The sequence below is a fragment of the Streptomyces violascens genome, assembly GCF_014649955.1.
Classification (GTDB): Bacteria; Actinomycetota; Actinomycetes; order Streptomycetales; family Streptomycetaceae; genus Streptomyces; species Streptomyces violascens.
This window is the reverse complement of the sequence record NZ_BMUA01000004.1, coordinates 292474-313388: the sequence shown is the minus strand read 5'-3', so window position 1 is coordinate 313388 and position 20915 is coordinate 292474. Positions and strand designations below refer to the sequence as shown.

Below are 20915 nucleotides of genomic sequence, written 5' to 3'. Positions count from 1 at the left end.
TTCCGGTGGTGCGGTGTGACGCCCGGACAAGGAGTTCGGGCCCTGGGGAGAGAAGTTCAGGAGGTCCGGCCGCGGCGCGCGAGCAGGCGCACGACGCCGTCGCCGAGCAGCTGGATCACGGTGACGATGGCGATCAGTACGGCCACCGTGATGAGCATGAAGTTGGTCTCGAAGCGCTGGTAGCCATAGGTGATGGCGACCGATCCGAGGCCGCCGCCGCCGACCGCGCCGGCCAGCGCGGAGTAGCTGACCAGGGTGATCACGGTGGTGGTGATCGCGGAGACCAGGGAGGGCAGCGCCTGCGGGAGCAGTACCTTCCACACGATGGTGGGGATGCCGCCGCCCATGGACTGGACGGCCTCGACGAGCCCGTGGTCGACCTCGCGGACGGACGTCTCGACCAGCCGCGCGAAGAACGGGATGGCGCCGATGGAGAGCGGCACGATCATGGCGCTGGGGCCGATGAAGGTGCCGACGGCCCAGGTGGTGAAGGGGATCAGGGCGATCAGCAGGATGATGAAGGGCAGCGAGCGGCCGATGTTCACGATCACGCCGATGACCTTGTTGACCGGGCGATTCTGCAGCAGGCCGCCCTTGTCGGTGAGCACGAGCAGCACACCGAGCGGCAGGCCGAGCCCGATGGTGACGACGGTCGCCCACAGCACCATGTAGAAGCTGTCGTACGTTCCCTGCGACAAAAGCGGCTGCATTTCCGACCAGCTCACTTGGCACCTTCCTCGACCAGGTCGAGCACCTGGCTGTCGTCCACGTCGTCCACCACGTCCACCTGGAGGCCCTGCTCGCGCAGGAAGCCGACCGGGACGACGTTCTCCTCGTACGCGCCGGGCAGTTCGATCCGCATCCGGCCGATCTGCTTGCCGGCGACGGTGTCCATGGCGGCGCCCAGGATCGAGATGTCGATGTTGTAGGTGCGCGCCAGCTGGGAGATGACCGGCTGGGTGGCGGCCTCACCGTGGAAGGTGACGTCGATGACGGTGCGCTCGGGGCCGGTGGCCTCGCCGGTCACCGGGAACAGTTCGGCGGCGAGCTCGGAGCCGGGCGTGGCGAGCAGTTCGCTGACGGTGCCGGACTCGACGATGCGCCCCTTCTTCATCAGCGCGGCGGAGTCGCAGATCGTCTTGACGACGTCCATCTCGTGCGTGATGAGCAGGACGGTGAGGCCGAGCTGCTGGTTGAGGTCGCGCAGGAGCTGGAGGATCGAGCGGGTCGTCTCCGGGTCGAGTGCGCTGGTGGCCTCGTCGGAGAGCAGCACCTTGGGGTCGCCGGCCAGGGCGCGGGCGATGCCGACGCGCTGCTTCTGGCCGCCGGAGAGCTGGGCGGGGTAGGCCTTGGCCTTGTCGGCGAGGCCGACCAGGTCGAGCAGTTCGAGGGCCTTGCGGGAGCGCTCCTGGCCGGAGACGCCGAGGATCTCCAGGGGCAGCTCGATGTTGTCCTGCACGGTGCGCGAGGACAGCAGGTTGAAGTGCTGGAAGACCATGCCGATGCGGGAGCGGGCCCGGCGCAGGTCCTTGCCGGCCCGGCGGCCGCGCCCGGCGAGCGCGGTGAGGTCGACGCCGTCGACGGTCACCGTGCCGGTGGTAGGGCGCTCGAGGAGGTTGACGCAGCGGATGAGGGAGGACTTGCCGGCGCCGCTCTGGCCGATGACGCCGTACACCTCGCCCTCGCGGACGTGCAGGTCGACGCCGTCGAGCGCGGTGATATCTCGTCCGCGCGACTGGTAGACCTTGGTCAGGCCCGTTGTGGTGATCACAGGGAGTTCCGTCACTGTCGAGTGCACGGCGCGGGGTATGCCGGGCACGGGGCAAACGTCGGGGCGCGGCTCGGCCTCATCGGTGGATACCGGGGGCTCGGTGTGCGCGGGGCAGGCCGAATGCGTAGGTCGTGCTACGGATTCGGACGCGGCCGACATGGTCTCGCTTCGGGGCGCGAGGCTCAGGCGGGGGCCCTCAGAAGGCGCACATTCGACACATACAACGAGCACCGGGCGTCATCTTCGCCTCGGTCGCAAGGGTGCGGCTGCTCGTCGTGGTCATGCGGGCAAGTAAAGCAGAAGCGATCAGAAACAGATCAGGGATGTCCGAATACCGGACATCCCTGGACTGCCATACGGACGGGCTCACTCCGCCGTGGTGATCTCCACGCCACCGGCCGTGGCCTGCGCGGACACCGCCGAGAGATCCTTCACGACCACGTCGGCGACGAGCTCCTCGGCCCGGTGCGTTGTGGTCAAGGCCACGGTCGTCATGCCCGCCGCGCGCCCGGCCGCGAGCCCGGCCGGGGCGTCCTCGAACACCACGCAGCGCGCCGGATCCACGCCGAGCCGGGCCGCCGCGAGCAGGAACGGCTCGGGGTCGGGCTTGCCCCGGGTGATGGCGTCGGCGGATATCAGGTTCTGGGGCCGGATGCCGGCCTCGGTGAGCCGGGCCTCGCCCAGCCTGCGGGTGGCCGAGGTGACCACGGCCCAGCGGATGGGGGCACCTCCCTGTTCGAGCGAGGCCGAGAACTTGGGGGAGGGAGGCGAGGCGAGCAGCGCGGCGGTACAGGGCAGCAGCACCGCTCCCCCGGCGACGTCCTCGACCTCCAGCTGCTCGATGCGGGCGAGCGCCTCGGGTACGACGTCGGCGGGCAGCAGACCGGCCACGATCTCGACGGCCGGACGGCCGTGGAGTTCCACACGCCCGAAGTCCTCGGCGGTGATCCCGTACTCCTGGGCCCAGGTCGTCCAGCAGCGGGTGACGGACGCCATGGAGGAGACGAGGGTTCCGTCATTGTCGAACAGGAGGGCTTCGGCATGGATCTTCATGCCGACCGACCCCACGTGCGGGGGTGGGGGTCGGCGCATCGGGCCTTTCGGCCCGTAATACCCTCGACCCCATGCTCGACGCCCTGACGGTCGCGGTCGCCGCCGCGGCCCTCGTCCTCGCAGCCTGGTGCGGATTCGCCGCCTACCGGGACCAGCCCACCAAGGACTGGCACTTCATCGGCATGGCCGTGGTCACCGTCCTCGCCCTTGCGCAGCTGGTGGTCGGGCTCGTGCAACTCGGACGCGGCGAGAAGCCCGAGCAGGGCGTCGCGATCTTCATCGCCTATCTGGCGGGCGCGTTCGCGGCCGTACCGGCCGCCGGGTTCCTCTCGCTCTCCGAGCGCACCAAGTGGGGCTCGGTGACGGTCTCGGCCGGCGCGGTGGTCCTCGCGGTGCTCGAAGTGCGTCTCTACGACATCTGGGGAGGCTGACCGTGACCGAGTCCGCCACTGACACCACGCCCGACCACAAGCTCGGCTCCGGGCCCGGCCGGGTGCTTGTCTGGTTCTACGGGGTGTTCACCGTGGCCGCCGCGTCCCGCTCGATCGTCCAGACGGTCCTGGACTTCGGCAAGGCACCCCTGGCGTACGTCCTGTCCGCGATCGCGGCCTGCGTGTACGGCTTCATCACGTACTCGCTGGTGCGCGGCGGCGAGAAGGCCCGCCGGGCAGCGCTGGTGTGCTGCGCGGCGGAGCTCCTCTTCGTCCTGATCGTCGGCACCTGGACCCTGGCGGACGCCTCGGCCTTCCCGGACGCGACGGTGTGGTCGGACTACGGAATGGGCTACCTCTTCATCCCGGTGATCCTGCCGGTCCTCGGGATGCTGTGGCTGAGGCGCGCCAAGCGCTAGGCGCTCGCGGCGAACTCCTGGGCCGCCGCATCCTTCTCAAGGGTGATGAGGGAAAGCCGCGCGCTGACCTGCTCCCTGCCGACAGCCGCGTACCCGTGCCGAAGGTACAGCCGCAGATTCGACTCGCTGCGATGACCGGTGAACAACCGGAACCGCTTCGCTGCGAACTCAGCCGCGAAGTGGGCCTCGATGGCGTTGAGAAGGCGCCCGCCGAGCCCGTGCCCCTGCATCCGGGGATGAACGATCAGCTTGTCGATGCGACCGGTGCCGGACTCGTCGACAGAACCCCGCACCGAGGCGACGACCTCGTCGCCGAGCCGCGCCACCAGGGCGTATCCCGTGGAGAGTTCGGCCCGAAGGCCTTCGAGGGTCTGGGTGAGGGGTTCGATCGAGTAGTCGCCGTAGAGCTCGGCCTCGCTCTGGTAGCAGAGGTACTGCAGCTTCAGTATCTGCTCGGCATCCTGTGCGCCGGCCGCAGAGATGGTCACGCTCATGCCCATGTGTGCATGCCTCTCGCTCAACTGGTCCCCGGTTGTCTACCGCTCCTTTCCCCCGAGTTCAGGAGCGGCAACCTCCGCCGCCAGCATTCTGCGCAGGCATCCCAGGCAACGGGAACGCATCGGCCCCAGGCTGCCCTGTGAGATATCCAACTCCCCTGCGATTTCCCGGTAGGTGGGGTCCTCGGGCGAGAGCAGCGCGGCCAGCAGACGGGGGCAGTTGCCCGGAGTGCGGCCGATCGCCGCGTGCAGGATGCGGCGCCGCTCGGCGGTGATGGCGGCGAGTTCGGGCCCGGGGTCCGGGTCGGCGGCGGGGGCGCTGCCGTACGGCCGTTCCTGGCGCCGCAGCCGGCGGGCGCGGCGCGCCTCGGCCCGTACGGCGGTGCGGACCCAGTGCACCGGGTCCGCCGGGTGCTGCTCCAACAGCCTTAGCCAGACGGCCTGTTCGAGGTCGGCGGCATCCATCCCGGTGCCGGGCGCCTCGGCCGCGGCCTCGGCGGCGACGAGCGGGCTGAGCTCTGTGACGAGATCCATGCCGGGCGGGACGCACCCGCCGCGGAAGCCGGTTTCCGCGGCGGGCACTTCTCACTCGTACGTGGGTGAAGAGGGTTGGAACGTCAGCGCTTGCGGAAGTCGGCGGCGGCGAGCAGCGCGGTGTCCGCGTTGTCGGAGAACACCGCGTCGATACCGGTCGCGAAGTACGTCTTGAATGCCCCGAAAGCGTCCCCGTAGGCGTTGGGGTCGGTGCCGCGCCGGAAGTCGGCGGGCAGGAAGGTGTTCTCGTTGCGCATCGTGTACGGGTGCAGGATCAGCCCCTGCGCGTGAGCGTCGTGGACGAGGCTGGTGGGCTTGGTCAGCCGGCCCGACGCGTCCTTGGGGATGATCAGGTCCAGGGTGGGGCCGATGCCCTGGGCGTACGAGGCGATCCACTTCAGGCCGGCGGGCTCGACCAGGTCGTCGACGGTGCGGGGGTCGCCGCTGACCACGAAGTCCCAGGGCTTGGTGCCCGCGTTGGAGAGCAGCACCACCGAAGGCGTGCCGACCAGCTTCGCCAGGCGCTGGATGCTGCTGGGCTCGAAGGATTCGAGGAACTGCGGGGAGTCGGCGCGGTGGCGGCCGTAGCGGCGCAGGAGGGCGGCGACCCGGTCCTCCAGGGGCAGTCCGATGCCGCGGAAGTAGGTGGGGTGCTTGGTCTCGGAGTGCAGCCAGATCCGGCGGCCGAGGCGGCGGCCCTGCTCCTGCGCCCAGCGCAGGACCTCTTCGAAGGTGGGCACGTCCCAGCGGCCGTCGTACAGGGTGTTGTGCTGGCGGTTGCCCGGTATGCGCTCCTTGGCGCGCAGGGTCTTCAGCTCGGCGAGCGTGAAGTCCTCCGTGAACCAGCCGGTGATGGCTGTGCCGTCGACGGTCTTGGTCGTCCTGCGGGACGCGAACTCGGGGTGGTCGGAGACGTTCGTCGTGGCCGAGATGTCGTTCTCGTGGCGGCACACCAGGTGGCCGTCCTTGGTGGGCACCAGGTCCTGCTCGATGACATGGGCACCGAGGTCGAGGGCGTGCTGGTAGGAGCCGAGCGTGTGCTCGGGCCGGTAACCGGCGGTGCCGCGGTGTCCGATGACGTACGGAACGGGCAGGTCTCGGTAGGCGGCCGGGCCGCCGCCGTGGCGCTGGGCGGCCGAAGCCGGCGCCCCCGCGAGCCCGGTGGCCGCGGTGCCGAGGACGGCCGCGCCCGCCGCCCCGAGCACGGTGCGCCGTCCGGGGCTCATCCGCTCGCCGTCAGTCATGAACACTCCTCGGTCGTCTGTTCCCACTGGTGTTGTGCATATGTCCCGCACCTGTCAAAGCGAGGAGACGAGCGTAGGCGGACCGAGCTGAAAAGCGGGATGCTTTGGGGGTACACGGGGACGAAGGCGGGCCGAACCTGGCGCAAACACATGTCAACAGTGCGTATCCACTTCGTGAACCCGATGTGCGATCAGCGGCGGCCCGCGAGTATCGTCCTCACCTGCACAGACATCCCACCCCCACCCAGACGACTCCGGAGGGCCCGTTGTCCCGCTTCGCGCTCATCAAGGCAGTGCTCGGACCGATCATGCGCCTGATGTTCCGCCCACAGGTGGAAGGCGCCGAGAACATCCCGGGCACCGGTCCAGTGATCCTCGCCGGCAACCACGTGACGTTCATCGACTCGATCGTGCTGCCCATCGTGTGCGACCGGCAGGTGTCCTTCATCGGCAAGGACGAGTACGTCACGGGCAAGGGGTTCAAGGGCCGCCTCATGGCCTGGTTCTTCACCGGCGTCGGCATGATCCCGGTCGACCGGGACGGCGCCAACGGCGGTGTGGCCGCGCTGATGACGGGCCGCCGCGTCCTGGAGTCCGGGCAGATGTTCGGCATCTACCCGGAGGGCACCCGCTCCCCCGACGGCCGCCTGTACCGGGGCCGCACGGGCGTCGCACGGCTCACCCTGATGACGGGCGCGCCCGTCGTGCCCTTCGCGGTGGTCGGCACGGACAAGCTCCAGCCGGGCGGTGCGGGCATGCCGCGTCCCGGCAAGGTGACGGTCCGCTTCGGCGAGCCGATGGAGTTCTCCCGCTACGAGGGCATGGACCGAGACCGGTACGTGCTGCGGGCGGTGACGGACTCGGTGATGGCGGAGGTCATGCGGCTGTCCGGGCAGGAGTACGTAGACATGTACGCCACCAAGGCCAAGGCGGCCTAGCCCCGCTTTCCGGGGGCTGAACCTCAGGGTGCCCCCTGAACTCCCTTGACCTTACGGGGAGTTGGGGGCCGGCCCCGCCAGGGGCGGCCCCACGCCCCGGTGGGTTCGGGCGAGTTGGAGAGCGCCCCTCGGCAAGATGCTCTGCCCGCCCCCTGCTGGATCAGGGGGGTCAGGACGCACCCCCAGCAGCACCCGGCAGGCTCAGTGTTCGATTCCGTCGGCGAGTTTCTGGCCGCGCAGAAGGAACCACGCTGCGATCGCCGTGGCGAACAGGACCACCGAACCCACCGCCGCAGCCGTCTGGAAGCCGGACGTGAACGCGTCCCGCGCCGCGGACAGCATCGCCGACGCCTGTGCGGGTGGGAGGTGTACCGCCGCTTCCACCGCGCCGCCGAGCGAGTCGTGGGCCTGGGTGGCGACGTCCGCGGGGACGCCCGGCGGGGTCTCGAAGCCCCGGTAGATGCCGGTCACCACCGAACCCAGCAGCGCGATCCCGAGAGCCGCACCGAGTTCGTACGCGGTCTCGGAGACCGCCGATGCCGCGCCCGCCTGCTCCTTGGGGACGCTGGAGAGGATGACGTCGGCCGTCACCGTGAAGGCGAGGCCCGCGCCGAGCCCGCCCACGAACAGGGCGATGCCCAGGGACACCACCCGCGTGTCCGCGCCGAGCGCCACACAGGCGGCCAGCGCCAGGGCGACCGCCGTGAGGCCGCCGGAGACCGCGCTGCGCACGGAGGCCCGCCGGGCGATCGTGCCGGCCGCGAGCCCCGCACCCACCGCGCCGACGGCGGCGGGCAGTTCGATGAGCCCGGCCTCCAACGGCGAGCGCCCCTGGACCAGCTGGAGGAACTGGGAGAGGAAGAACACCAGCCCCGACAGGCCGAGGATGGTCAGCAGGTCGGCCAGTACGGCCCCGGAGAACCCCCGGTGGTGGAAGAGCCGGATGTCCAGGAGCGGCGAATCCAGGGTGCGCTGACGGCGTACGAACCAGACGAGGGCCGCGATGCCGAGCACGGCCGACACCGCGATGTCCCAGCGGAACCCGTTGACCGCGGCCTCCTTCACCGCGTACACCACGGCGACCATGCCGACCATCGAGAGCCCGACGCTGATGAGGTCCCAGGGACCGGGATTCGGGTCGCGCGACTCGGGGAGCAGCTTGATGCCGACCAGGACCAGGACGGCCATCACCGGCAGGTTGATGAGGAAGACCGAGCCCCACCAGAAGTTCTCCAGGAGGAACCCGCCGACGACCGGGCCGACCGCCGCGCCCGCGGAGGCGGCGGCGCCCCAGATGCCCACGGCGAGGCTGCGCTCCCGGGGGTCGTGGAAGATGTTGCGGATCAGGGCGAGCGTGGACGGCATCAGGGTCGCGCCCGCGACGCCGAGCAGCGCCCGCGCCAGGATCATCATCTCCGGGCTCGATGCGTACGCGTTGAGCACGGACACCGCACCGAACGCCACGGCGCCCAGGAGCAGCAGTTTCTTGCGGCCGATCCGGTCGCCGAGGCTGCCCATCGAGACGAGCAGTCCGGCGATGATGAACGAGTAGACGTCGCCGATCCACAGCAGCTGGGTGCCGGACGGTTTGAGGTCCTCGCTGAGGAAGGGCGTGGCGAGGCCGAGCACGGTGGCGTCGACGGCCACGAGCAGCACGGCGAGGACGAGCACCGCGAGCGCGAGCCAGCGGCCCATCCGGCCGACGGCGTGGTGCTCCCGCGGTTCGGTTGCGGTCACTTCTCCACGCTCCGCCGTACGCCGCCGAGCAGCAACTCGGCGATCATGTACTGGAAGTCCTTGGCGGCGACCCGGCCGTCCTGCACGGCCCAGGCGCCCGCGCCGATCAGCCCGTACAGGGCCTCGGTGAGCCAGGCCGGGGTGAGGTCGATGCGGAACTCGCCCCGCTCCTGGCCGCGCTTGAAGAGTACGGAGACGCGGGCGTCGATGCGGGCCCAGCCCGCGTTCATCTGCTCGCCCTCGAAGAGCTGGTTCTCGGTGACGAGGAAGGCGAGGAGGCCCGCGACGGGCTCGACCTCGGCGACCATGCGACGCAGCGCATCCGAGGCGTCGCCCTCGTCGAGCCGGGCCTTGTCCAGGGCGCCCTCCAGCTCCCGGATGCCGAGCTCTTCGAGGGCTCTGACCAGGGCTTCCCGTCCGGCGAAGTGGCGATGGAGGGTGGCCCGGCCGATTCCGGCCGCGCGCGCCACCTCGTCCATGGTGGCGGTGGCTTTACGGGTGAGGAGGGCGGCGGCGGTGCGGAGCACCTGGTCTCGATCCACGGTCATGAGACAACCATAGCCCGAGTGAGACACAAACGTCTCACTCGGGCTGTCGATTCAGCCGCCCCCGACGGACCTACTTCTTCGCGTTCGCCCAGTCGTGCTGGACGGTCAAGTCGGCCTTGACCTCGGCGAGTTGAGCGGCCACCGCCGAGGGGGCCGTACCGCCGCGGCCGTTGCGGGAGGCGAGCGCGCCCTTGACGTCGAGGACCGTACGCACCTCGGGCCCGAGGTGCTCGGAGATCTTGGCGAACTGCTCGTCCGTGAGCTGGTCGAGCTCGATCCCGTGCGCCTCGCACTCCTTGACGCACCCGCCCGCGACCTCGTGCGCGACCCGGAACGGCACACCCTGCTTGACCAGCCACTCGGCGATGTCGGTGGCGAGCGAGAAGCCTGCCGGGGCGAGCTCCTCCATCCGCTCCCGGTTGACGGTGAGCGTGGCCATCATCCCGGTGAAGGCGGGCAGCAGCACCTCCAGCTGGTCGCAGGAGTCGAAGACCGGCTCCTTGTCCTCCTGGAGGTCCCGGTTGTACGCGAGCGGCAGCGCCTTCAGCGTGGCCATCAGGCCCGTGAGGTTGCCGATGAGGCGGCCCGACTTGCCGCGCGCCAGCTCGGCGATGTCCGGGTTCTTCTTCTGCGGCATGATCGACGAGCCGGTCGAGAAGGCGTCGTGCAGGGTCACGAAGGAGAACTCCTTCGTGTTCCAGATGATGATCTCCTCCGCGATCCGCGACAGGTTCACGCCGATCATCGCGGTGATGAAGGCGAACTCGGCGACGAAGTCCCGCGAGGCCGTGCCGTCGATGGAGTTGCCCACCGAGCCGCGCTCGAAGCCGAGGTCGGCGGCGACCGCCTCCGGGTCGAGGCCGAGCGAGGAGCCGGCCAACGCTCCCGATCCGTAGGGCGATACAGCCGTACGGGTGTCCCACTGGCGCAGCCGCTCGGCGTCCCGGGACAGCGACTGGACGTGGGCGAGCATGTGGTGGGCGAAGAGGACGGGCTGGGCGTGCTGGAGGTGCGTACGGCCGGGCATGGCGACGTCCGCGTGCGCCTCGGCGAGGCCGACCAGGGCGTCCTGGAGCTCGGCGATCAGGCCGCCGATGATGCGGGCGTGGTCGCGCAGGTACATCCGGAAGAGCGTGGCGATCTGGTCGTTGCGGGACCGGCCGGCGCGCAGTTTGCCGCCGAGGTCGGGGCCGAGGCGCTCCAGGAGACCGCGCTCCAGGGCGGTGTGGCAGTCCTCGTCGGCGATGGTGCCGACGAAGGAGCCGTCGGCGACGTCGGCTTCGAGCTGGTCCAGGCCGGCGATCATCCGCTGGAGCTCGTCGGCGGTGAGCAGGCCCGCCTTGTGGAGCACTCGGGCATGCGCGCGCGAGCCCGCCAGGTCGTACGGGGCGAGCCGCCAGTCGAAGTGGACCGACGCGGACAGGTTCGCCAGCGCCTCGGCGGGACCGTCGGCGAACCGGGCGCCCCAGAGCCGGACGTCACCGTTGTTGCTGCTCACAGCTCAAGCTCCTCAGAAGGGATGGATGTGCCACCGCCTCCCCGCCGCGGAGGAACGGGGAGGCGGCCGTATAACGGGTCACGCTCACATGAAGTCGCGCCTGGCGGCGATCTCGGTGATAGGCATAACTATGCAGTGCTCCGTATGTTCTGTCAACGCACTGCATGGCCCATCCGCATCCCACGGGCTGAAATGCCCTGCCGCCCCCGCTCTTGGCGGCGGACAATCCGGCCCGTGGGCAGGACCTACGAACGCATGGACGGACGCCTCAGGACCTTCCGGGATCCTTCGCGTGCACGGCAGGGGCGAGCCGGTCTTCGGCGACACCTGCGGATGCGCGGTGCCGAACATGACGTACGACGAGGACCGCGACCTGCACGCCAAGCGGTTCGCGCGCGAGGACGACGACAGCCTGAGCGCGTACTTCGAGAAGAAGGACCACATCGCGACCAGCGTCGACGGCCTGCCGGGGCTGCCGCTTCCGCTGCCGGGGCGCGCAGTCCGACGCGTCACCCGGATCGCGCGTACGGAGCAACCCGCGCCGGTTCGGGCGGCCGGGCGCGGCGGCTGAGCATACGGTCCGGAGCATGCGCATCGCTGCCCTGCTCCTCGCGTCCCTGCTCGTCCCGCTCGCCGTGCCCGCGCACCCCGGGCAGCCGCTGCCCGGGCGGATGGCGTACACCGGTGGCGGAAGCCAGCTGATCACCGCCGAGGCGCCCTCCCCCGGGGCCACCACGGGCACGCTCACCTGGTGGGACCGGCGGGGCGGGCGCTGGGTGGCGGCGGGCTCGGCGCCCGCCAGGTTCGGCGCGAAGGGCCTGGCCGAGGGCGAATCGCGCGTCCAGGGCACCGACACCACACCGACCGGCCTGTTCACGCTGCCGTACGCCTTCGGGGTCGCGCCCGCGCCGCACGGCATCCACTACCCCTACCGGCGCGCGACAGATCAGTCCTGGTGGTGCCAGGACAACGAGTCCCGCAGGTACAACCGCTGGGTGGAGGGCCTGCCCCGGGACTGCCGGGCGGGCGAGTCGGAGCATCTGACGGCGTACGCGAGCCAGTACGCCCGGGCGCTCGTCATCGGCTTCAACTACGGGCGGCCGGTGCGCGGCCGGGGCGCCGGGATCTTCCTGCACGTCAACGGGCGCGGCGCGACGGCCGGTTGTGTGTCGGTGTCCGCCGAGGCGATGGACCGGGTGCTGATGTGGGTGCATCCCCTGCGGCGCCCGCACATCGCGATCGGCACGACGAGCGGGCCGACCGCGATCACCCGGTACTGAACCTGCTTGCCGCACGCGGCAGTTGGGTCCCCTCAGCGGTGGTCGTTCTGGGCGAGCCGCAGCAGATGGTCCGCGAGGGCCTGGCCGCCCGAGGGGTCGCGGCTGATCAGCATGAGCGTGTCGTCGCCCGCGATCGTGCCGAGGATGTCGTGCAGTTCGGCCTGGTCGATGGCCGAGGCGAGGAACTGGGCGGCACCGGGCGGGGTGCGCAGCACGACCAGGTTGGCGGAGGCCTCGGCGGAGATGAGGAGTTCCGCGGAGAGCCTGCGCATCCGCTCCTCCTTCGCCGACTCGCCGAGCGGCGCCTTCGGCGTGCGGAAGCCGCCCTCGCTGGGCACCGCGTAGATCAGCTCGCCGCCGGTATTGCGGATCTTCACCGCGCCGAGCTCGTCGAGGTCGCGGGAGAGCGTCGCCTGGGTGACGCTCAGCCCGTCGTCCGCGAGGAGCTTGGCGAGCTGGCTCTGGGACCGCACCGGCTGCCGGTTGAGGATGTCCACGATCCGGCGGTGGCGGGCGGTGCGGGTCTGCGGTACGGCGGGGCCGCCCGGCTCGAAGTCCTGCGCCTCGTCGGTCATCGTCGTCTCATTCTCCGGATCGTCCGTCCCCGTTGACTGTGTCGAGAACGCCGGGCAGGGCCTGGAGGAACGCGTCCGCCTCCGCGTCACCGATGATCAGCGGCGGCATGAGCCGTACGACATCGGGGGCGGGCGCGTTGACCAGGAAGCCGGCATCCTGAGCCGCCTGCTGCACCTGAGGCGCGAGGGGCTCGTTGAGCACGATACCCAGCAGCAGCCCCGCACCACGGACATGGGAGACCAACGGGTGCCCCAGCGCCTCGATTCCAGCGTGCAGCTTCTCGCCGGTCCGCTTGACCCGGTCGAGCGCCCCGTCGGCCGCCAGCGTGTCGATGACGGCGAGTCCGGCGGCGCAGGCGACCGGGTTCCCGCCGAACGTGGTGCCGTGCATCCCGGGCTTGAGCAGCTCGGCCGCGGCGCCGAAGGCGACCGTCGCGCCGATGGGCAGGCCGCCGCCGAGGCCCTTGGCCAGCGTCACGATGTCCGGGTCGACGCCCTCGTGCCGCTGGTACTCGAACCAGCTGCCGGTCCGCCCGATGCCGGTCTGCACCTCGTCCAGGACGAGCAGCGTTCCGGTGGCGCGGGTGATCTCCCGTGCGGCCTTGAGGTAGCCGGCCGGCGGCACGACCACGCCGTTCTCGCCCTGGATGGGCTCGATGACGACGAGGGCGGTCTCCTCGGTGACGGCCGCCCGCAGCGCCTCGACGTCTCCGTACGGTACGTGGGTGACATCGCCGGGAAGCGGCCGGAACGGCTCCTGCTTGCCGGGCTGGCCGGTGAGCGCGAGCGCGCCCATGGTCCGGCCGTGGAAGCCGCCGTGGGTGGCGACCATGTGGGTGCGTCCGGTAAGGCGGCCGATCTTGAACGCGGCTTCGTTGGCCTCGGCACCCGAATTGCAGAAGTACACGCGGCCGGGCCGGCCGAAGAGCTGGATGAGGCGTTCGGCGAGCGCCACTGGCGGCTCCGCCACGAACAGGTTCGAGACGTGGCCGAGCGAGGCGATCTGCTGGGTCACGGCCTGCACGACGGCCGGGTGGGCGTGGCCGAGCGCGTTGACCGCGATGCCGCCCACGAAGTCGGCGTACGCGGTGCCGTCCGCGTCCCACACCGTCGCGCCCGCGCCGCGTACCAGCGAGAGCTTCGGCGTGCCGTAGTTGTCCGCCATGACGTGCTGCCAGCGCTGTGCGAGCTCCTGGTTGGTCACCGCACTCCCCCTTGTGTGTGCGTTACGTCCTGTCCGTCGGGCACGACCATGGTGCCGATGCCTTCGTCGGTGAAGATCTCCAGCAGGATGGAGTGCTGGACCCGTCCGTCGATCACGCGCGCGGTGTTGACCCCGTTGCGCACCGCGAACAGGCAGCCCTCCATCTTGGGGACCATGCCGCTGGAGAGCTCGGGAAGCAGCTTCTCCAGCTGACTGGCCGTCAGTTTGCTGATGACGTCGTCGCTGTTGGGCCAGTCCTCGTACAGGCCCTCGACATCGGTGAGGACCATCAGGGTCTCGGCGCCCAGCGCAGCAGCGAGTGCCGCAGCCGCCGTATCAGCATTGACGTTGTAGACATGTCCGTCGTCCTGGGAGCGGGCGATCGAGGAGATGACCGGGATCCGGCCGTCGTCCAGGAGCGCCTGGATGGCGCCCGGGTCGATCGCGGTGATCTGGCCGACCCGTCCGATGTCGACCAGTTCGCCGTCGATCTCGGGGCGGTGCTGGGTGGCGGTGATGGTGTGGGCGTCCTCGCCGGTCATGCCGACGGCGAGCGGCCCGTGCTGGTTGAGCAGCCCGACGAGCTCGCGCTGCACCTGCCCGGCGAGCACCATCCGGACGACGTCCATGGCCTCGGGCGTGGTGACCCTGAGGCCCGCCTTGAACTCGCTGACCAGGCCCTGCTTGTCGAGCTGGGCGCTGATCTGCGGTCCGCCGCCGTGCACGACGACGGGCTTGAGGCCGGACTGCCGCAGGAACACCACGTCCTGCGCGAAGGCGGCCTTCAGTTCCTCGTCGACCATGGCGTTGCCGCCGAACTTGATCACGACGGTCTTGCCGTGGTGACGGGTCAGCCAGGGCAGCGCCTCGATGAGGGTCTGCGCCTTGGGCAGTGCGGTGTGTTTACGGGTACTCATGGGCGCAGCCCATTCCTTGGAAGGGTGGTGGTGGGAGACGGGTGGGCGCTCATGAGCTGTACGCGCTGTTCTCGTGGACGTAGTCGGCGGTGAGGTCGTTGGCCCAGATGACGACGGGCTCGGCCGCGCCGGCCGCGAGGTCGGCGGTGATCCTGACCTCCCGGTAGCGCATGTCGACGAGGTCGCGGTCCTCGCCGACCGAGCCGTTCTTGCAGACCCAGACGCCGTTGATGGCGACGTTCAGCCGGTCGGGGTCGAAGGCGGCCTTCGTGGTGCCGATCGCGGAGAGCACCCGGCCCCAGTTGGGGTCCTCGCCGTGGATGGCGCACTTGAGCAGGTTGTTCCGCGCGATGGACCGCCCGACCTCGACGGCGTCGTCCTCGCTCGCGGCGTTGACGACCTCGATGCGGATGTCCTTGGAGGCGCCCTCGGCGTCCCCGATGAGCTGGCGTGCGAGATCGTCGCAGACGGTCCGCACGGCCTCGGCGAAGTCCCCGTATTCCGGGACGAGTTCAGAAGCACCGGAGGCGAGCAGCAGCACGGTGTCGTTGGTGGACATACAGCCGTCGGAGTCGACCCGGTCGAAGGTCTGCCGCGTCGCGTCGCGCAGCGCCTTGTCGAGGGTGGCGGCGTCGAGGTCGGCGTCGGTGGTGAGTACGACGAGCATGGTGGCGAGCCCGGGTGCGAGCATGCCCGCGCCCTTGGCCATGCCGCCGACGGTCCAGCCGTCCTTGGTGACCACGCTGGTCTTGTGCACGGTGTCGGTGGTCTTGATGGCGATGGCGGCCTTCTCGCCGCCGTGCGGGGAGAGTTCGGCGGCCGCCCGCTCGATGCCGGGCAGGAGCTTGTCCATCGGGAGCAGCACGCCGATGAGCCCGGTGGACGCGACGGCGACCTCGCCCGCGCTGTGCCCGTCGAGTACCTCGGCGACCTTCTCGGCCGTGGCGTGGGTGTCCTGGAAGCCCTTGGGGCCCGTGCAGGCGTTGGCGCCACCGGAGTTGAGAATCACGGCGCTCACCTCGCCGCCCTTGAGAACCTGCTCGGACCACAGGACCGGGGCGGCCTTGACGCGGTTGGAGGTGAAGACGCCCGCGGCGGCGCGGCGGGGCCCGGTGTTGACCACGAGGGCCAGGTCCGGGTTGCCGTTCTGCTTGATCCCGGCGGCGATGCCCGCCGCCGTGAATCCCTGCGCTGCGGTCACGCTCACGGCGCAACTCCAATCGTGGAAAGGCCCGTCGACTCGTCGAGCCCGAGGGCGATGTTCATGCTCTGCACCGCGCCGCCGGCGGTGCCCTTCGTGAGATTGTCGATGGCACTGATGGCGATGACCCGCCCGGCGCTCTCGTCGTACGCCACCTGCACCTGAACGGAGTTGGATCCGTACACGGAGGCGGTGGCCGGCCACTGCCCCGCGGGGAGCAGGTGCACGAACGGCTCGTCCGCGAAGGCCTTCTCGTACGCGGCCCGTACGCTCTCCGCGGTGACGCCGTCCTTCGCCTTGGCGGAACAGGTGGCGAGGATGCCGCGGGACATGGGCGCGAGGGTGGGCGTGAAGGACACGGTGACGTCCTGGCCCGCCACGGCGCTCAGGTTCTGGATCATCTCGGGGGTGTGCCGGTGGCCGCCGCCGACCCCGTACGGGGACATCGAGCCCATCACCTCGCTGCCGAGCAGGTGCGGCTTGAGCGCCTTGCCCGCGCCGGAGGTGCCGGTGGCGGCGACGATCACGGCGTCGCGCTCCACGAGGCCGTTCTGGTACGCCGGGAACAGCGCGAGGGAGACGGCGGTCGGGTAGCAGCCCGGCACGGCGATCCGCCGCGTCGACTCCAACGCCGCCCGCGCGCCCGGCAGTTCGGGCAGCCCGTAGGGCCAGGACCCGGCGTGCGCCGAGCCGTAGAACTTCTCCCAGTCGGCGGCGTTCCGGAGCCGGAAGTCGGCCCCCATGTCGACGACGAGGACGTCCGGCCCGAGCTGCTCGGCCACGGCCGCGGACTGCCCGTGCGGCAGCGCCAGAAAGACGACATCGTGCCCGGCGAGCACCTCGGTGGTGGTCGGCTCAAGCGTGCGCCCGGCCAGCGGAACAAGATGCGGCTGAAGCGAACCGAGCAGCTGCCCGGCGTTGGAGTTCGCGGTCAGTGCCCCGATCTCGACCCCAGGATGCCCGAGCAGCAGGCGCAGAAGCTCCCCGCCCGCATACCCACTGGCCCCTGCCACTGCCGCACGTACCGCCGCCATCGTTCCTCCTCGGTGATGGCATGACTATACGCAGTGATGCAGTTTTATGCAATGACTCGGGGCGCCGGGGATCGCAGCGTGACCGAGCGGCCGAGCTGCCCCTTATGCCCTCCGGTTTATGGCCTCCGGCTTCGCCCCCGGCAGCGCCCCGGCCGCCGCCGTCGGCGCGTGATCATCCGGCAGCCCCGAACGCTCCGGCGGAGAGGACGGGCCACCGCATCGGAGGGGGGTGATCGTCACCGGGCGTCGCGCAGGTGAAGAAGGTACGTCGCAGTCAGCGCTACGGCACGGTCCGTGTCGTGCGACAGCTCCAGGAGGGCGCGGGAGGCTCGGGTGCCCGGGATGCCCGCGAGTGCCTGGGTCAGCCGTCCGCGTGCGGGTGCTCGCGTGGTGTCGCGGGCGATGCGGTCGACGAGCCCGGTCGCGATCCGGTCGGCCGTCGTGGTGTCGCTCGCCAGGATGCTCAGTGCGTCGGCGGCGTCGGTGTCGTTCCTGCCTTCGACGATCATGTCGATGAGCGTCGGGACCGCGTCGGCCGCCCCACGCGTGCCGAGCGCCAGAGCCGCGTACCCGCGGACCACGGCGTCGGAGTTCGCGAGGGCATCGCGCAGGTGCGGGCCGGCCTCTCCTTCGGGCATCTCGGCGAGGGACCGAACGGCGCGTTCGCGCACCGCGGGCACTGGTGAGCCGAGGCCTCGGGCCAGCAGGGCCGGGCCGTCGTCGCCCGATCGCGCCAGCGCCCATCGAAGGGCCCCGGCGACGTTCGGGTCCGTCTCGTTCAGTGCCGCCTCGACCAGGGCGTCCACCGGCACCTCGTCGGCCGAGGAAAGGGCCGCGCGCTGGCGCACGTCGGCGCTCTTCGACCCCAGGGCCTGGAGGAGTGCGACGACTTGGAGGACGTCCTCCCAGCCGGCGGGGCCGGCGGCATCGATCCGGCACAGCCGCGTGAGCAGCTCGGACTCGGCGGCGATGCGTTCGCGTGTCCGGCCGATGAGGTCGTCGACGAGCGCCGAGGGCGTGAAGTGGGGGTCGTCGAGCGCGCGTCCGATCTCGCGCAGCGACAGACCCAGCGACCGCAGGCTCTCGATGTGGAAGATCCGCCGGATGTCCTGCTCGGAGTACTCCCGGTAGCCGGAGCCGGTACGGCCCGAGGGCCGCACCAGACCGAGCGACTCGTAATGCCGGAGCATGCGGGCACTGACCCCGGACCGCCGCGCCACCTCACCGATCAACACGCCTCATCGTCCCTCCTGGCCGCCCCCGCCGAGAGCCACGACCCGCTTCGCCTCCTCGATCGCGAACTCGAATCCGGCGTCCGGGTCGCACAGCAGCCGCCGTGTGGCGCGTGCGTGCGCGCGCACGCGCGGGTCGGGGGCCGTCGTCGCAGCGAGCAGAGCCGGCGCGATCACATCCCCCAGCGCGACCAGTGCCCGGCTGAGACTCAGCTGCGTCTCCCGCTCACCGCGCCCGAGCTGCGTCGCCAACACCGCGGCCAGCGTGGCCTCCTCGCCTTCCGGTACGAGTATGACCGCGGCCCGCCAGGCACTCCGGGCGACCTCGTCGTCGGCGTCGGACAACAGCGTCCGCGTGATCGCCGGCCACGCCCGCCGGTCCCCGATCTTGGACAGCGTGTGCAGCGCCTGGCTCCGAGCCTGCGCACCCTCCGAGCGGACTTCGCGGATCAGCGCGGGCAGGGTCACAGCCACCGGGTGGCGCGTGAGGGCCCAGGTCAGCATGTCGCGGACGAGGAACTCGGGCTCGACCGCGCATCGCTCGACGAGCTCGTCGACGAAGCGCGGGTCGGGCGTCGTGCCGACCGCCAGTGCGGCTCGCAGCCGCACGGACGGACGGCCGTCCTCCAGCCCTTGGAGCACCCGGGCCGCATTCGTGTCCTGCCTCGTGATCATCATCGAGACCACCTCCTTGGCACGCAGTGAAGGGCTTGTCACCGTGTCAAGGTCAAACGCGGCCCTGCGCGCAAGGGCCGGTCCATCGGCTCTCGGCGCATCCGTCCACGACTCACTGCACGGTGGATCCCCAGGGCCGTCCACGCGCTTCGGATGCGGCTGAGGGCTCGGGCGGGGGTGTCATCGGTCGAAGTCCGTTCCTCGCGAGACCTTCTCCCACGCGGCGAGCTCGGCCCGCACCGAGTCCAGGTGCCCGACGAGGGAGTCCACCGCGTCGCTGCCGAGGGCGAGCCGCAGCGGGGTGTTCTCGGCGTCCAGGGCAAGCCGGATCGCCGCCGCCGCCTTCGCCGGGTCCCCGGGCTGGGTGCCGTCGCCGCCCTGCACCGCTTTGCGGGTGGCGCCGACCTTCTCCGCGTATGCCGGATGCTCCTGGGAGAGGTGGGCCGCGCCCTTGCCGAACAGGTTGGTGCGGAACGCGCCGGGCTCCACGATCAGCACCTTGATGCCGAACGGCGCCACTTCGTCGGCGAGCCCCTCCGACAACTGCTCGAGCGCCGCCTTGGTCGCGCTGTACGCGGAGAACCCGGCGAAGGACAGCTGGCCGCCGAAGCTGCTCATGTTCACGATCGATCCGCTGCCCCGCTCCCGCATCTGCGGAAGCAGCGCCCGGGTCAGCCGCGCCGGGCCGAAGACATGCAGCTCGAACAGATCGCGCAGCTCCCGGTCCGTGGTCTCCTCGAACGCCCCGACCTGCGTACGCCCGGCATTGTTCACCAGCACGTCCACCCGGCCGTAGCGGGCCAGGACGTCGGCGGCCACCGCGTCGATCCGCCCGCCGTCGGTGACGTCCAGGACGATCGCCTCCACCCGGTCGGGGTGCGCGGCGACCAGGTCGGCCAGCGCCTCGGGCCGCCGGGCCGTGCCGATCACCGTGTCACCCGCGGCGACCGCGGCCTCGGCGATGGCCCGCCCGAAACCGCTGCTCGCACCCGTGACCAGCCAGACCTTGCCGTTCTCGGTCATCTCTTCATCTCCTTGGTCAACTGCCGTACGGGACGGGCCCGTCGACGGATCCCATCCTTCATCCGGATCCGGGATCACGTCCAAGACCTGTCGTGATAGCCATGGGTTATGGACGTCCATGGACGCGATCTGCGCTACTTCGCCGCGGTCGCCGAAGAGCTGAACTTCACCCGGGCGGCCGAGCGGCTCTTCGTCTCCCAGCCCGCGCTCAGCAAGCAGATACGGATGCTGGAGAAGCAGGTCGGGGTGCGGCTGTTCGACCGGGACCGGCGGGCGGTGCGGCTGACCGCGGCAGGGAAAGCCCTGCTGCCGCACGCCCTCGGCATCCTTGCCGCGTGGGAGGCCGCCGAGGCGGCGGTGGAGGAGGCGCGGGCCGCCGAGCTGCACACCCTGGTGATCGGCATGTCCACCAGCCCGGGCCGCGGGCTTCTGCCCGCCCTGCGCGCCCGGCTGATCTCCGGGTATCCACACGCACGGCCCGTCCTGCGGCAGGTCAACTGGGCCGATCCAAGCGCCGGGCTGGCGGACCGGTCCAGCGATGTCGCCTTCGTGTGGCTGCCGCTGCCGGACGGCGACCGCTACCGGTACGCGGTGGTGGCCCAGGAGCCACGCCTTGTCGCACTGCCGCAGGGGCACCCCCTGGCCGCTCGGGCCGCGGCAGACGACGAGGGCGCGGTCGACTTCGCCGACCTCCTGGACGAGCCGATCCTCGCCCTCCCTTCCGAGGCCGGGCCGCTGCGCGACCACTGGCTGGCCCTGGACGCCCGGGACGGTGTCGCGCCGCGGATCGGCGGGGTGGTGGGCAGCGCCGAGGAGACGTACGAGGCGGTCGCCAACGGCCAGGGCGTGGCACTGCTCGCCACGGGCAACGCCCCGCTGGTCGTCCGCGACGAGGTGATCGCCGTGCCGGTCCGGGGCATCTCCCCGTCCCGACTGGCGGTCGCCGCCCGCCGGGACGACGCGCGGCCCCTGGTCCTGGCCTACCTGGCCGCAGCGGCAAAGGTGGGAGCGAGCGCCTCCTGAACCGGGCCACCGCACGGCGCGGCCGGTCGGTCACAACCGGGGTGCGGATGCCACTGCGCGGTGCACAGGGTCGCCGGCAGG

General features: G+C 70.9%; 22 protein-coding genes and 1 pseudogene. 6 read left to right on the top strand and 17 right to left on the bottom strand.

Annotated elements, in window-relative coordinates; translation table 11 throughout:
• Positions 1 to 56: 56 nt before the first annotated feature.
• From IE206_RS12425 to IE206_RS12415, 3 genes are all read right to left on the bottom strand, one after another.
• The gene (locus IE206_RS12425; protein ID WP_053723597.1) at positions 57 to 725 is read right to left on the bottom strand and encodes a methionine ABC transporter permease; all 669 of its coding nucleotides are present in this window, start codon (positions 723 to 725) and stop codon (positions 57 to 59) included.
• Positions 722 to 1819 carry a methionine ABC transporter ATP-binding protein gene (locus IE206_RS12420; RefSeq protein WP_189962164.1) on the bottom strand — a complete coding sequence of 366 codons (1098 nt, stop codon included), beginning with the start codon at positions 1817 to 1819 and terminating at the stop codon, positions 722 to 724. Before IE206_RS12420 ends, IE206_RS12425 begins: the two co-directional genes overlap by 4 nt.
• 318 nt (positions 1820 to 2137) lie before the next feature.
• The gene (locus tag IE206_RS12415) at positions 2138 to 2824 is read right to left on the bottom strand and encodes an HAD-IA family hydrolase (protein WP_189962163.1); all 687 of its coding nucleotides are present in this window, start codon (positions 2822 to 2824) and stop codon (positions 2138 to 2140) included.
• Positions 2825 to 2895: 71 nt separating this feature from the next.
• On the opposite strand from IE206_RS12415, the gene IE206_RS12410 reads away from it, so the two are divergent.
• Both IE206_RS12410 and IE206_RS12405 read left to right on the top strand, forming a co-directional pair.
• On the top strand, positions 2896 to 3255 hold the full coding sequence (locus IE206_RS12410) for a hypothetical protein (protein ID WP_189962162.1): 360 nt from the start codon (positions 2896 to 2898) through the stop codon (positions 3253 to 3255).
• Positions 3256 to 3257: 2 nt separating this feature from the next.
• Positions 3258 to 3674 carry a hypothetical protein gene (locus tag IE206_RS12405; protein ID WP_189962161.1) on the top strand — a complete coding sequence of 139 codons (417 nt, stop codon included), beginning with the start codon at positions 3258 to 3260 and terminating at the stop codon, positions 3672 to 3674.
• Here IE206_RS12405 and IE206_RS12400 read toward each other — a convergent pair.
• The 3 genes from IE206_RS12400 to IE206_RS12390 all read right to left on the bottom strand — a co-directional run bounded on the left by IE206_RS12400 (position 3671) and on the right by IE206_RS12390 (position 5949).
• Positions 3671 to 4174 (bottom strand): GNAT family N-acetyltransferase, encoded by a 504-nt coding sequence (locus IE206_RS12400; RefSeq protein ID WP_189962160.1) that lies wholly within the window; start codon positions 4172 to 4174, stop codon positions 3671 to 3673. The two genes, IE206_RS12405 and IE206_RS12400, sit on opposite strands and share 4 nt — an antisense overlap.
• Positions 4175 to 4210: 36 nt before the next feature.
• Positions 4211 to 4705 carry a sigma-70 RNA polymerase sigma factor region 4 domain-containing protein gene (locus IE206_RS12395; protein ID WP_189962159.1) on the bottom strand — a complete coding sequence of 165 codons (495 nt, stop codon included), beginning with the start codon at positions 4703 to 4705 and terminating at the stop codon, positions 4211 to 4213.
• Between the two features lie 83 nt (positions 4706 to 4788).
• Entirely contained in the window at positions 4789 to 5949 is a 1161-nt protein-coding gene (locus tag IE206_RS12390) for a glycerophosphodiester phosphodiesterase (RefSeq protein WP_189962158.1), read from the bottom strand.
• Positions 5950 to 6257: 308 nt separating this feature from the next.
• On the opposite strand from IE206_RS12390, the gene IE206_RS12385 reads away from it, so the two are divergent.
• Positions 6258 to 6887, top strand: coding sequence for a lysophospholipid acyltransferase family protein (locus IE206_RS12385; RefSeq protein ID WP_226598834.1), 630 nt, complete (start codon positions 6258 to 6260; stop codon positions 6885 to 6887).
• Between the two features lie 201 nt (positions 6888 to 7088).
• Here IE206_RS12385 and IE206_RS12380 read toward each other — a convergent pair whose 3' ends face one another.
• The 3 genes from IE206_RS12380 to argH all read right to left on the bottom strand — a co-directional run bounded on the left by IE206_RS12380 (position 7089) and on the right by argH (position 10670).
• The gene (locus tag IE206_RS12380; protein ID WP_189962329.1) at positions 7089 to 8582 is read right to left on the bottom strand and encodes an MFS transporter; all 1494 of its coding nucleotides are present in this window, start codon (positions 8580 to 8582) and stop codon (positions 7089 to 7091) included.
• A 38-nt stretch (positions 8583 to 8620) separates the two neighbouring features.
• Complete coding sequence (locus IE206_RS12375; RefSeq protein ID WP_189962157.1) at positions 8621 to 9172, bottom strand: TetR/AcrR family transcriptional regulator; 552 nt, start codon at positions 9170 to 9172, stop codon at positions 8621 to 8623.
• A gap of 70 nt (positions 9173 to 9242) precedes the next feature.
• Positions 9243 to 10670, bottom strand: coding sequence for an argininosuccinate lyase (argH, locus tag IE206_RS12370; protein ID WP_189962156.1), 1428 nt, complete (start codon positions 10668 to 10670; stop codon positions 9243 to 9245).
• 247 nt (positions 10671 to 10917) lie between these two features.
• On the opposite strand from argH, the pseudogene IE206_RS12365 reads away from it, so the two are divergent.
• Positions 10918 to 11241, top strand: a pseudogene (locus IE206_RS12365) (hypothetical protein); the annotation flags it as partial.
• 16 nt (positions 11242 to 11257) lie between these two features.
• Positions 11258 to 11950, top strand: a complete 693-nt coding sequence (locus tag IE206_RS12360) for a L,D-transpeptidase family protein (protein ID WP_189962155.1) — start codon at positions 11258 to 11260, stop codon at positions 11948 to 11950.
• A 32-nt stretch (positions 11951 to 11982) separates the two neighbouring features.
• Here the strand turns inward: IE206_RS12360 and IE206_RS12355 are convergent, their stop codons facing one another.
• From IE206_RS12355 to IE206_RS12320, 8 genes are all read right to left on the bottom strand, one after another.
• The gene (locus IE206_RS12355) at positions 11983 to 12525 is read right to left on the bottom strand and encodes an arginine repressor (protein ID WP_053723584.1); all 543 of its coding nucleotides are present in this window, start codon (positions 12523 to 12525) and stop codon (positions 11983 to 11985) included.
• 7 nt (positions 12526 to 12532) lie between these two features.
• Positions 12533 to 13690, bottom strand: coding sequence for an acetylornithine transaminase (locus IE206_RS12350; RefSeq protein WP_229853189.1), 1158 nt, complete (start codon positions 13688 to 13690; stop codon positions 12533 to 12535).
• 35 nt (positions 13691 to 13725) lie between these two features.
• Positions 13726 to 14646, bottom strand: coding sequence for an acetylglutamate kinase (gene argB / locus IE206_RS12345; RefSeq protein ID WP_189962153.1), 921 nt, complete (start codon positions 14644 to 14646; stop codon positions 13726 to 13728).
• A 49-nt stretch (positions 14647 to 14695) separates the two neighbouring features.
• The gene (gene argJ, locus IE206_RS12340; protein ID WP_189962152.1) at positions 14696 to 15853 is read right to left on the bottom strand and encodes a bifunctional glutamate N-acetyltransferase/amino-acid acetyltransferase ArgJ; all 1158 of its coding nucleotides are present in this window, start codon (positions 15851 to 15853) and stop codon (positions 14696 to 14698) included.
• Positions 15850 to 16881 (bottom strand): N-acetyl-gamma-glutamyl-phosphate reductase, encoded by a 1032-nt coding sequence (gene argC, locus IE206_RS12335; RefSeq protein WP_189962151.1) that lies wholly within the window; start codon positions 16879 to 16881, stop codon positions 15850 to 15852. Before argC ends, argJ begins: the two co-directional genes overlap by 4 nt.
• Before the next feature lie 236 nt (positions 16882 to 17117).
• Complete coding sequence (locus tag IE206_RS12330; protein ID WP_189962150.1) at positions 17118 to 18116, bottom strand: MerR family transcriptional regulator; 999 nt, start codon at positions 18114 to 18116, stop codon at positions 17118 to 17120.
• Between the two features lie 3 nt (positions 18117 to 18119).
• Positions 18120 to 18791 (bottom strand): HEAT repeat domain-containing protein, encoded by a 672-nt coding sequence (locus IE206_RS12325; protein ID WP_189962149.1) that lies wholly within the window; start codon positions 18789 to 18791, stop codon positions 18120 to 18122.
• A gap of 177 nt (positions 18792 to 18968) precedes the next feature.
• Entirely contained in the window at positions 18969 to 19811 is an 843-nt protein-coding gene (locus IE206_RS12320; protein WP_189962148.1) for an oxidoreductase, read from the bottom strand.
• A 108-nt stretch (positions 19812 to 19919) separates the two neighbouring features.
• On the opposite strand from IE206_RS12320, the gene IE206_RS12315 reads away from it, so the two are divergent.
• Positions 19920 to 20834, top strand: a complete 915-nt coding sequence (locus IE206_RS12315) for a LysR family transcriptional regulator (protein WP_189962147.1) — start codon at positions 19920 to 19922, stop codon at positions 20832 to 20834.
• The last annotated feature ends 81 nt before the right edge of the window (positions 20835 to 20915 follow it).

Bases quoted from the DNA above. Each gene is read 5' to 3' on its own strand.
- IE206_RS12410 (WP_189962162.1), top strand. From the start codon at position 2,896: ATGCTCGACGCCCTGACGGTCGCGGTCGCCGCCGCGGCCCTCGTCCTC.
- IE206_RS12325 (WP_189962149.1), bottom strand. From the start codon at position 18,791: ATGATGATCACGAGGCAGGACACGAATGCGGCCCGGGTGCTCCAAGGG.
- IE206_RS12400 (WP_189962160.1), bottom strand. From the start codon at position 4,174: ATGGGCATGAGCGTGACCATCTCTGCGGCCGGCGCACAGGATGCCGAG.
- IE206_RS12355 (WP_053723584.1), bottom strand. From the start codon at position 12,525: ATGACCGACGAGGCGCAGGACTTCGAGCCGGGCGGCCCCGCCGTACCG.
- IE206_RS12380 (WP_189962329.1), bottom strand. From the start codon at position 8,582: ATGGGCCGCTGGCTCGCGCTCGCGGTGCTCGTCCTCGCCGTGCTGCTC.
- IE206_RS12390 (WP_189962158.1), bottom strand. From the start codon at position 5,949: ATGACTGACGGCGAGCGGATGAGCCCCGGACGGCGCACCGTGCTCGGG.
- IE206_RS12350 (WP_229853189.1), bottom strand. From the start codon at position 13,690: ATGGCGGACAACTACGGCACGCCGAAGCTCTCGCTGGTACGCGGCGCG.
- IE206_RS12415 (WP_189962163.1), bottom strand. From the start codon at position 2,824: ATGAAGATCCATGCCGAAGCCCTCCTGTTCGACAATGACGGAACCCTC.
- IE206_RS12320 (WP_189962148.1), bottom strand. From the start codon at position 19,811: ATGACCGAGAACGGCAAGGTCTGGCTGGTCACGGGTGCGAGCAGCGGT.
- IE206_RS12375 (WP_189962157.1), bottom strand. From the start codon at position 9,172: ATGACCGTGGATCGAGACCAGGTGCTCCGCACCGCCGCCGCCCTCCTC.
- IE206_RS12315 (WP_189962147.1), top strand. From the start codon at position 19,920: ATGGACGTCCATGGACGCGATCTGCGCTACTTCGCCGCGGTCGCCGAA.
- IE206_RS12360 (WP_189962155.1), top strand. From the start codon at position 11,258: ATGCGCATCGCTGCCCTGCTCCTCGCGTCCCTGCTCGTCCCGCTCGCC.
- argC (WP_189962151.1), bottom strand. From the start codon at position 16,881: ATGGCGGCGGTACGTGCGGCAGTGGCAGGGGCCAGTGGGTATGCGGGC.
- IE206_RS12385 (WP_226598834.1), top strand. From the start codon at position 6,258: ATGCGCCTGATGTTCCGCCCACAGGTGGAAGGCGCCGAGAACATCCCG.
- argB (WP_189962153.1), bottom strand. From the start codon at position 14,646: ATGAGTACCCGTAAACACACCGCACTGCCCAAGGCGCAGACCCTCATC.
- IE206_RS12395 (WP_189962159.1), bottom strand. From the start codon at position 4,705: ATGGATCTCGTCACAGAGCTCAGCCCGCTCGTCGCCGCCGAGGCCGCG.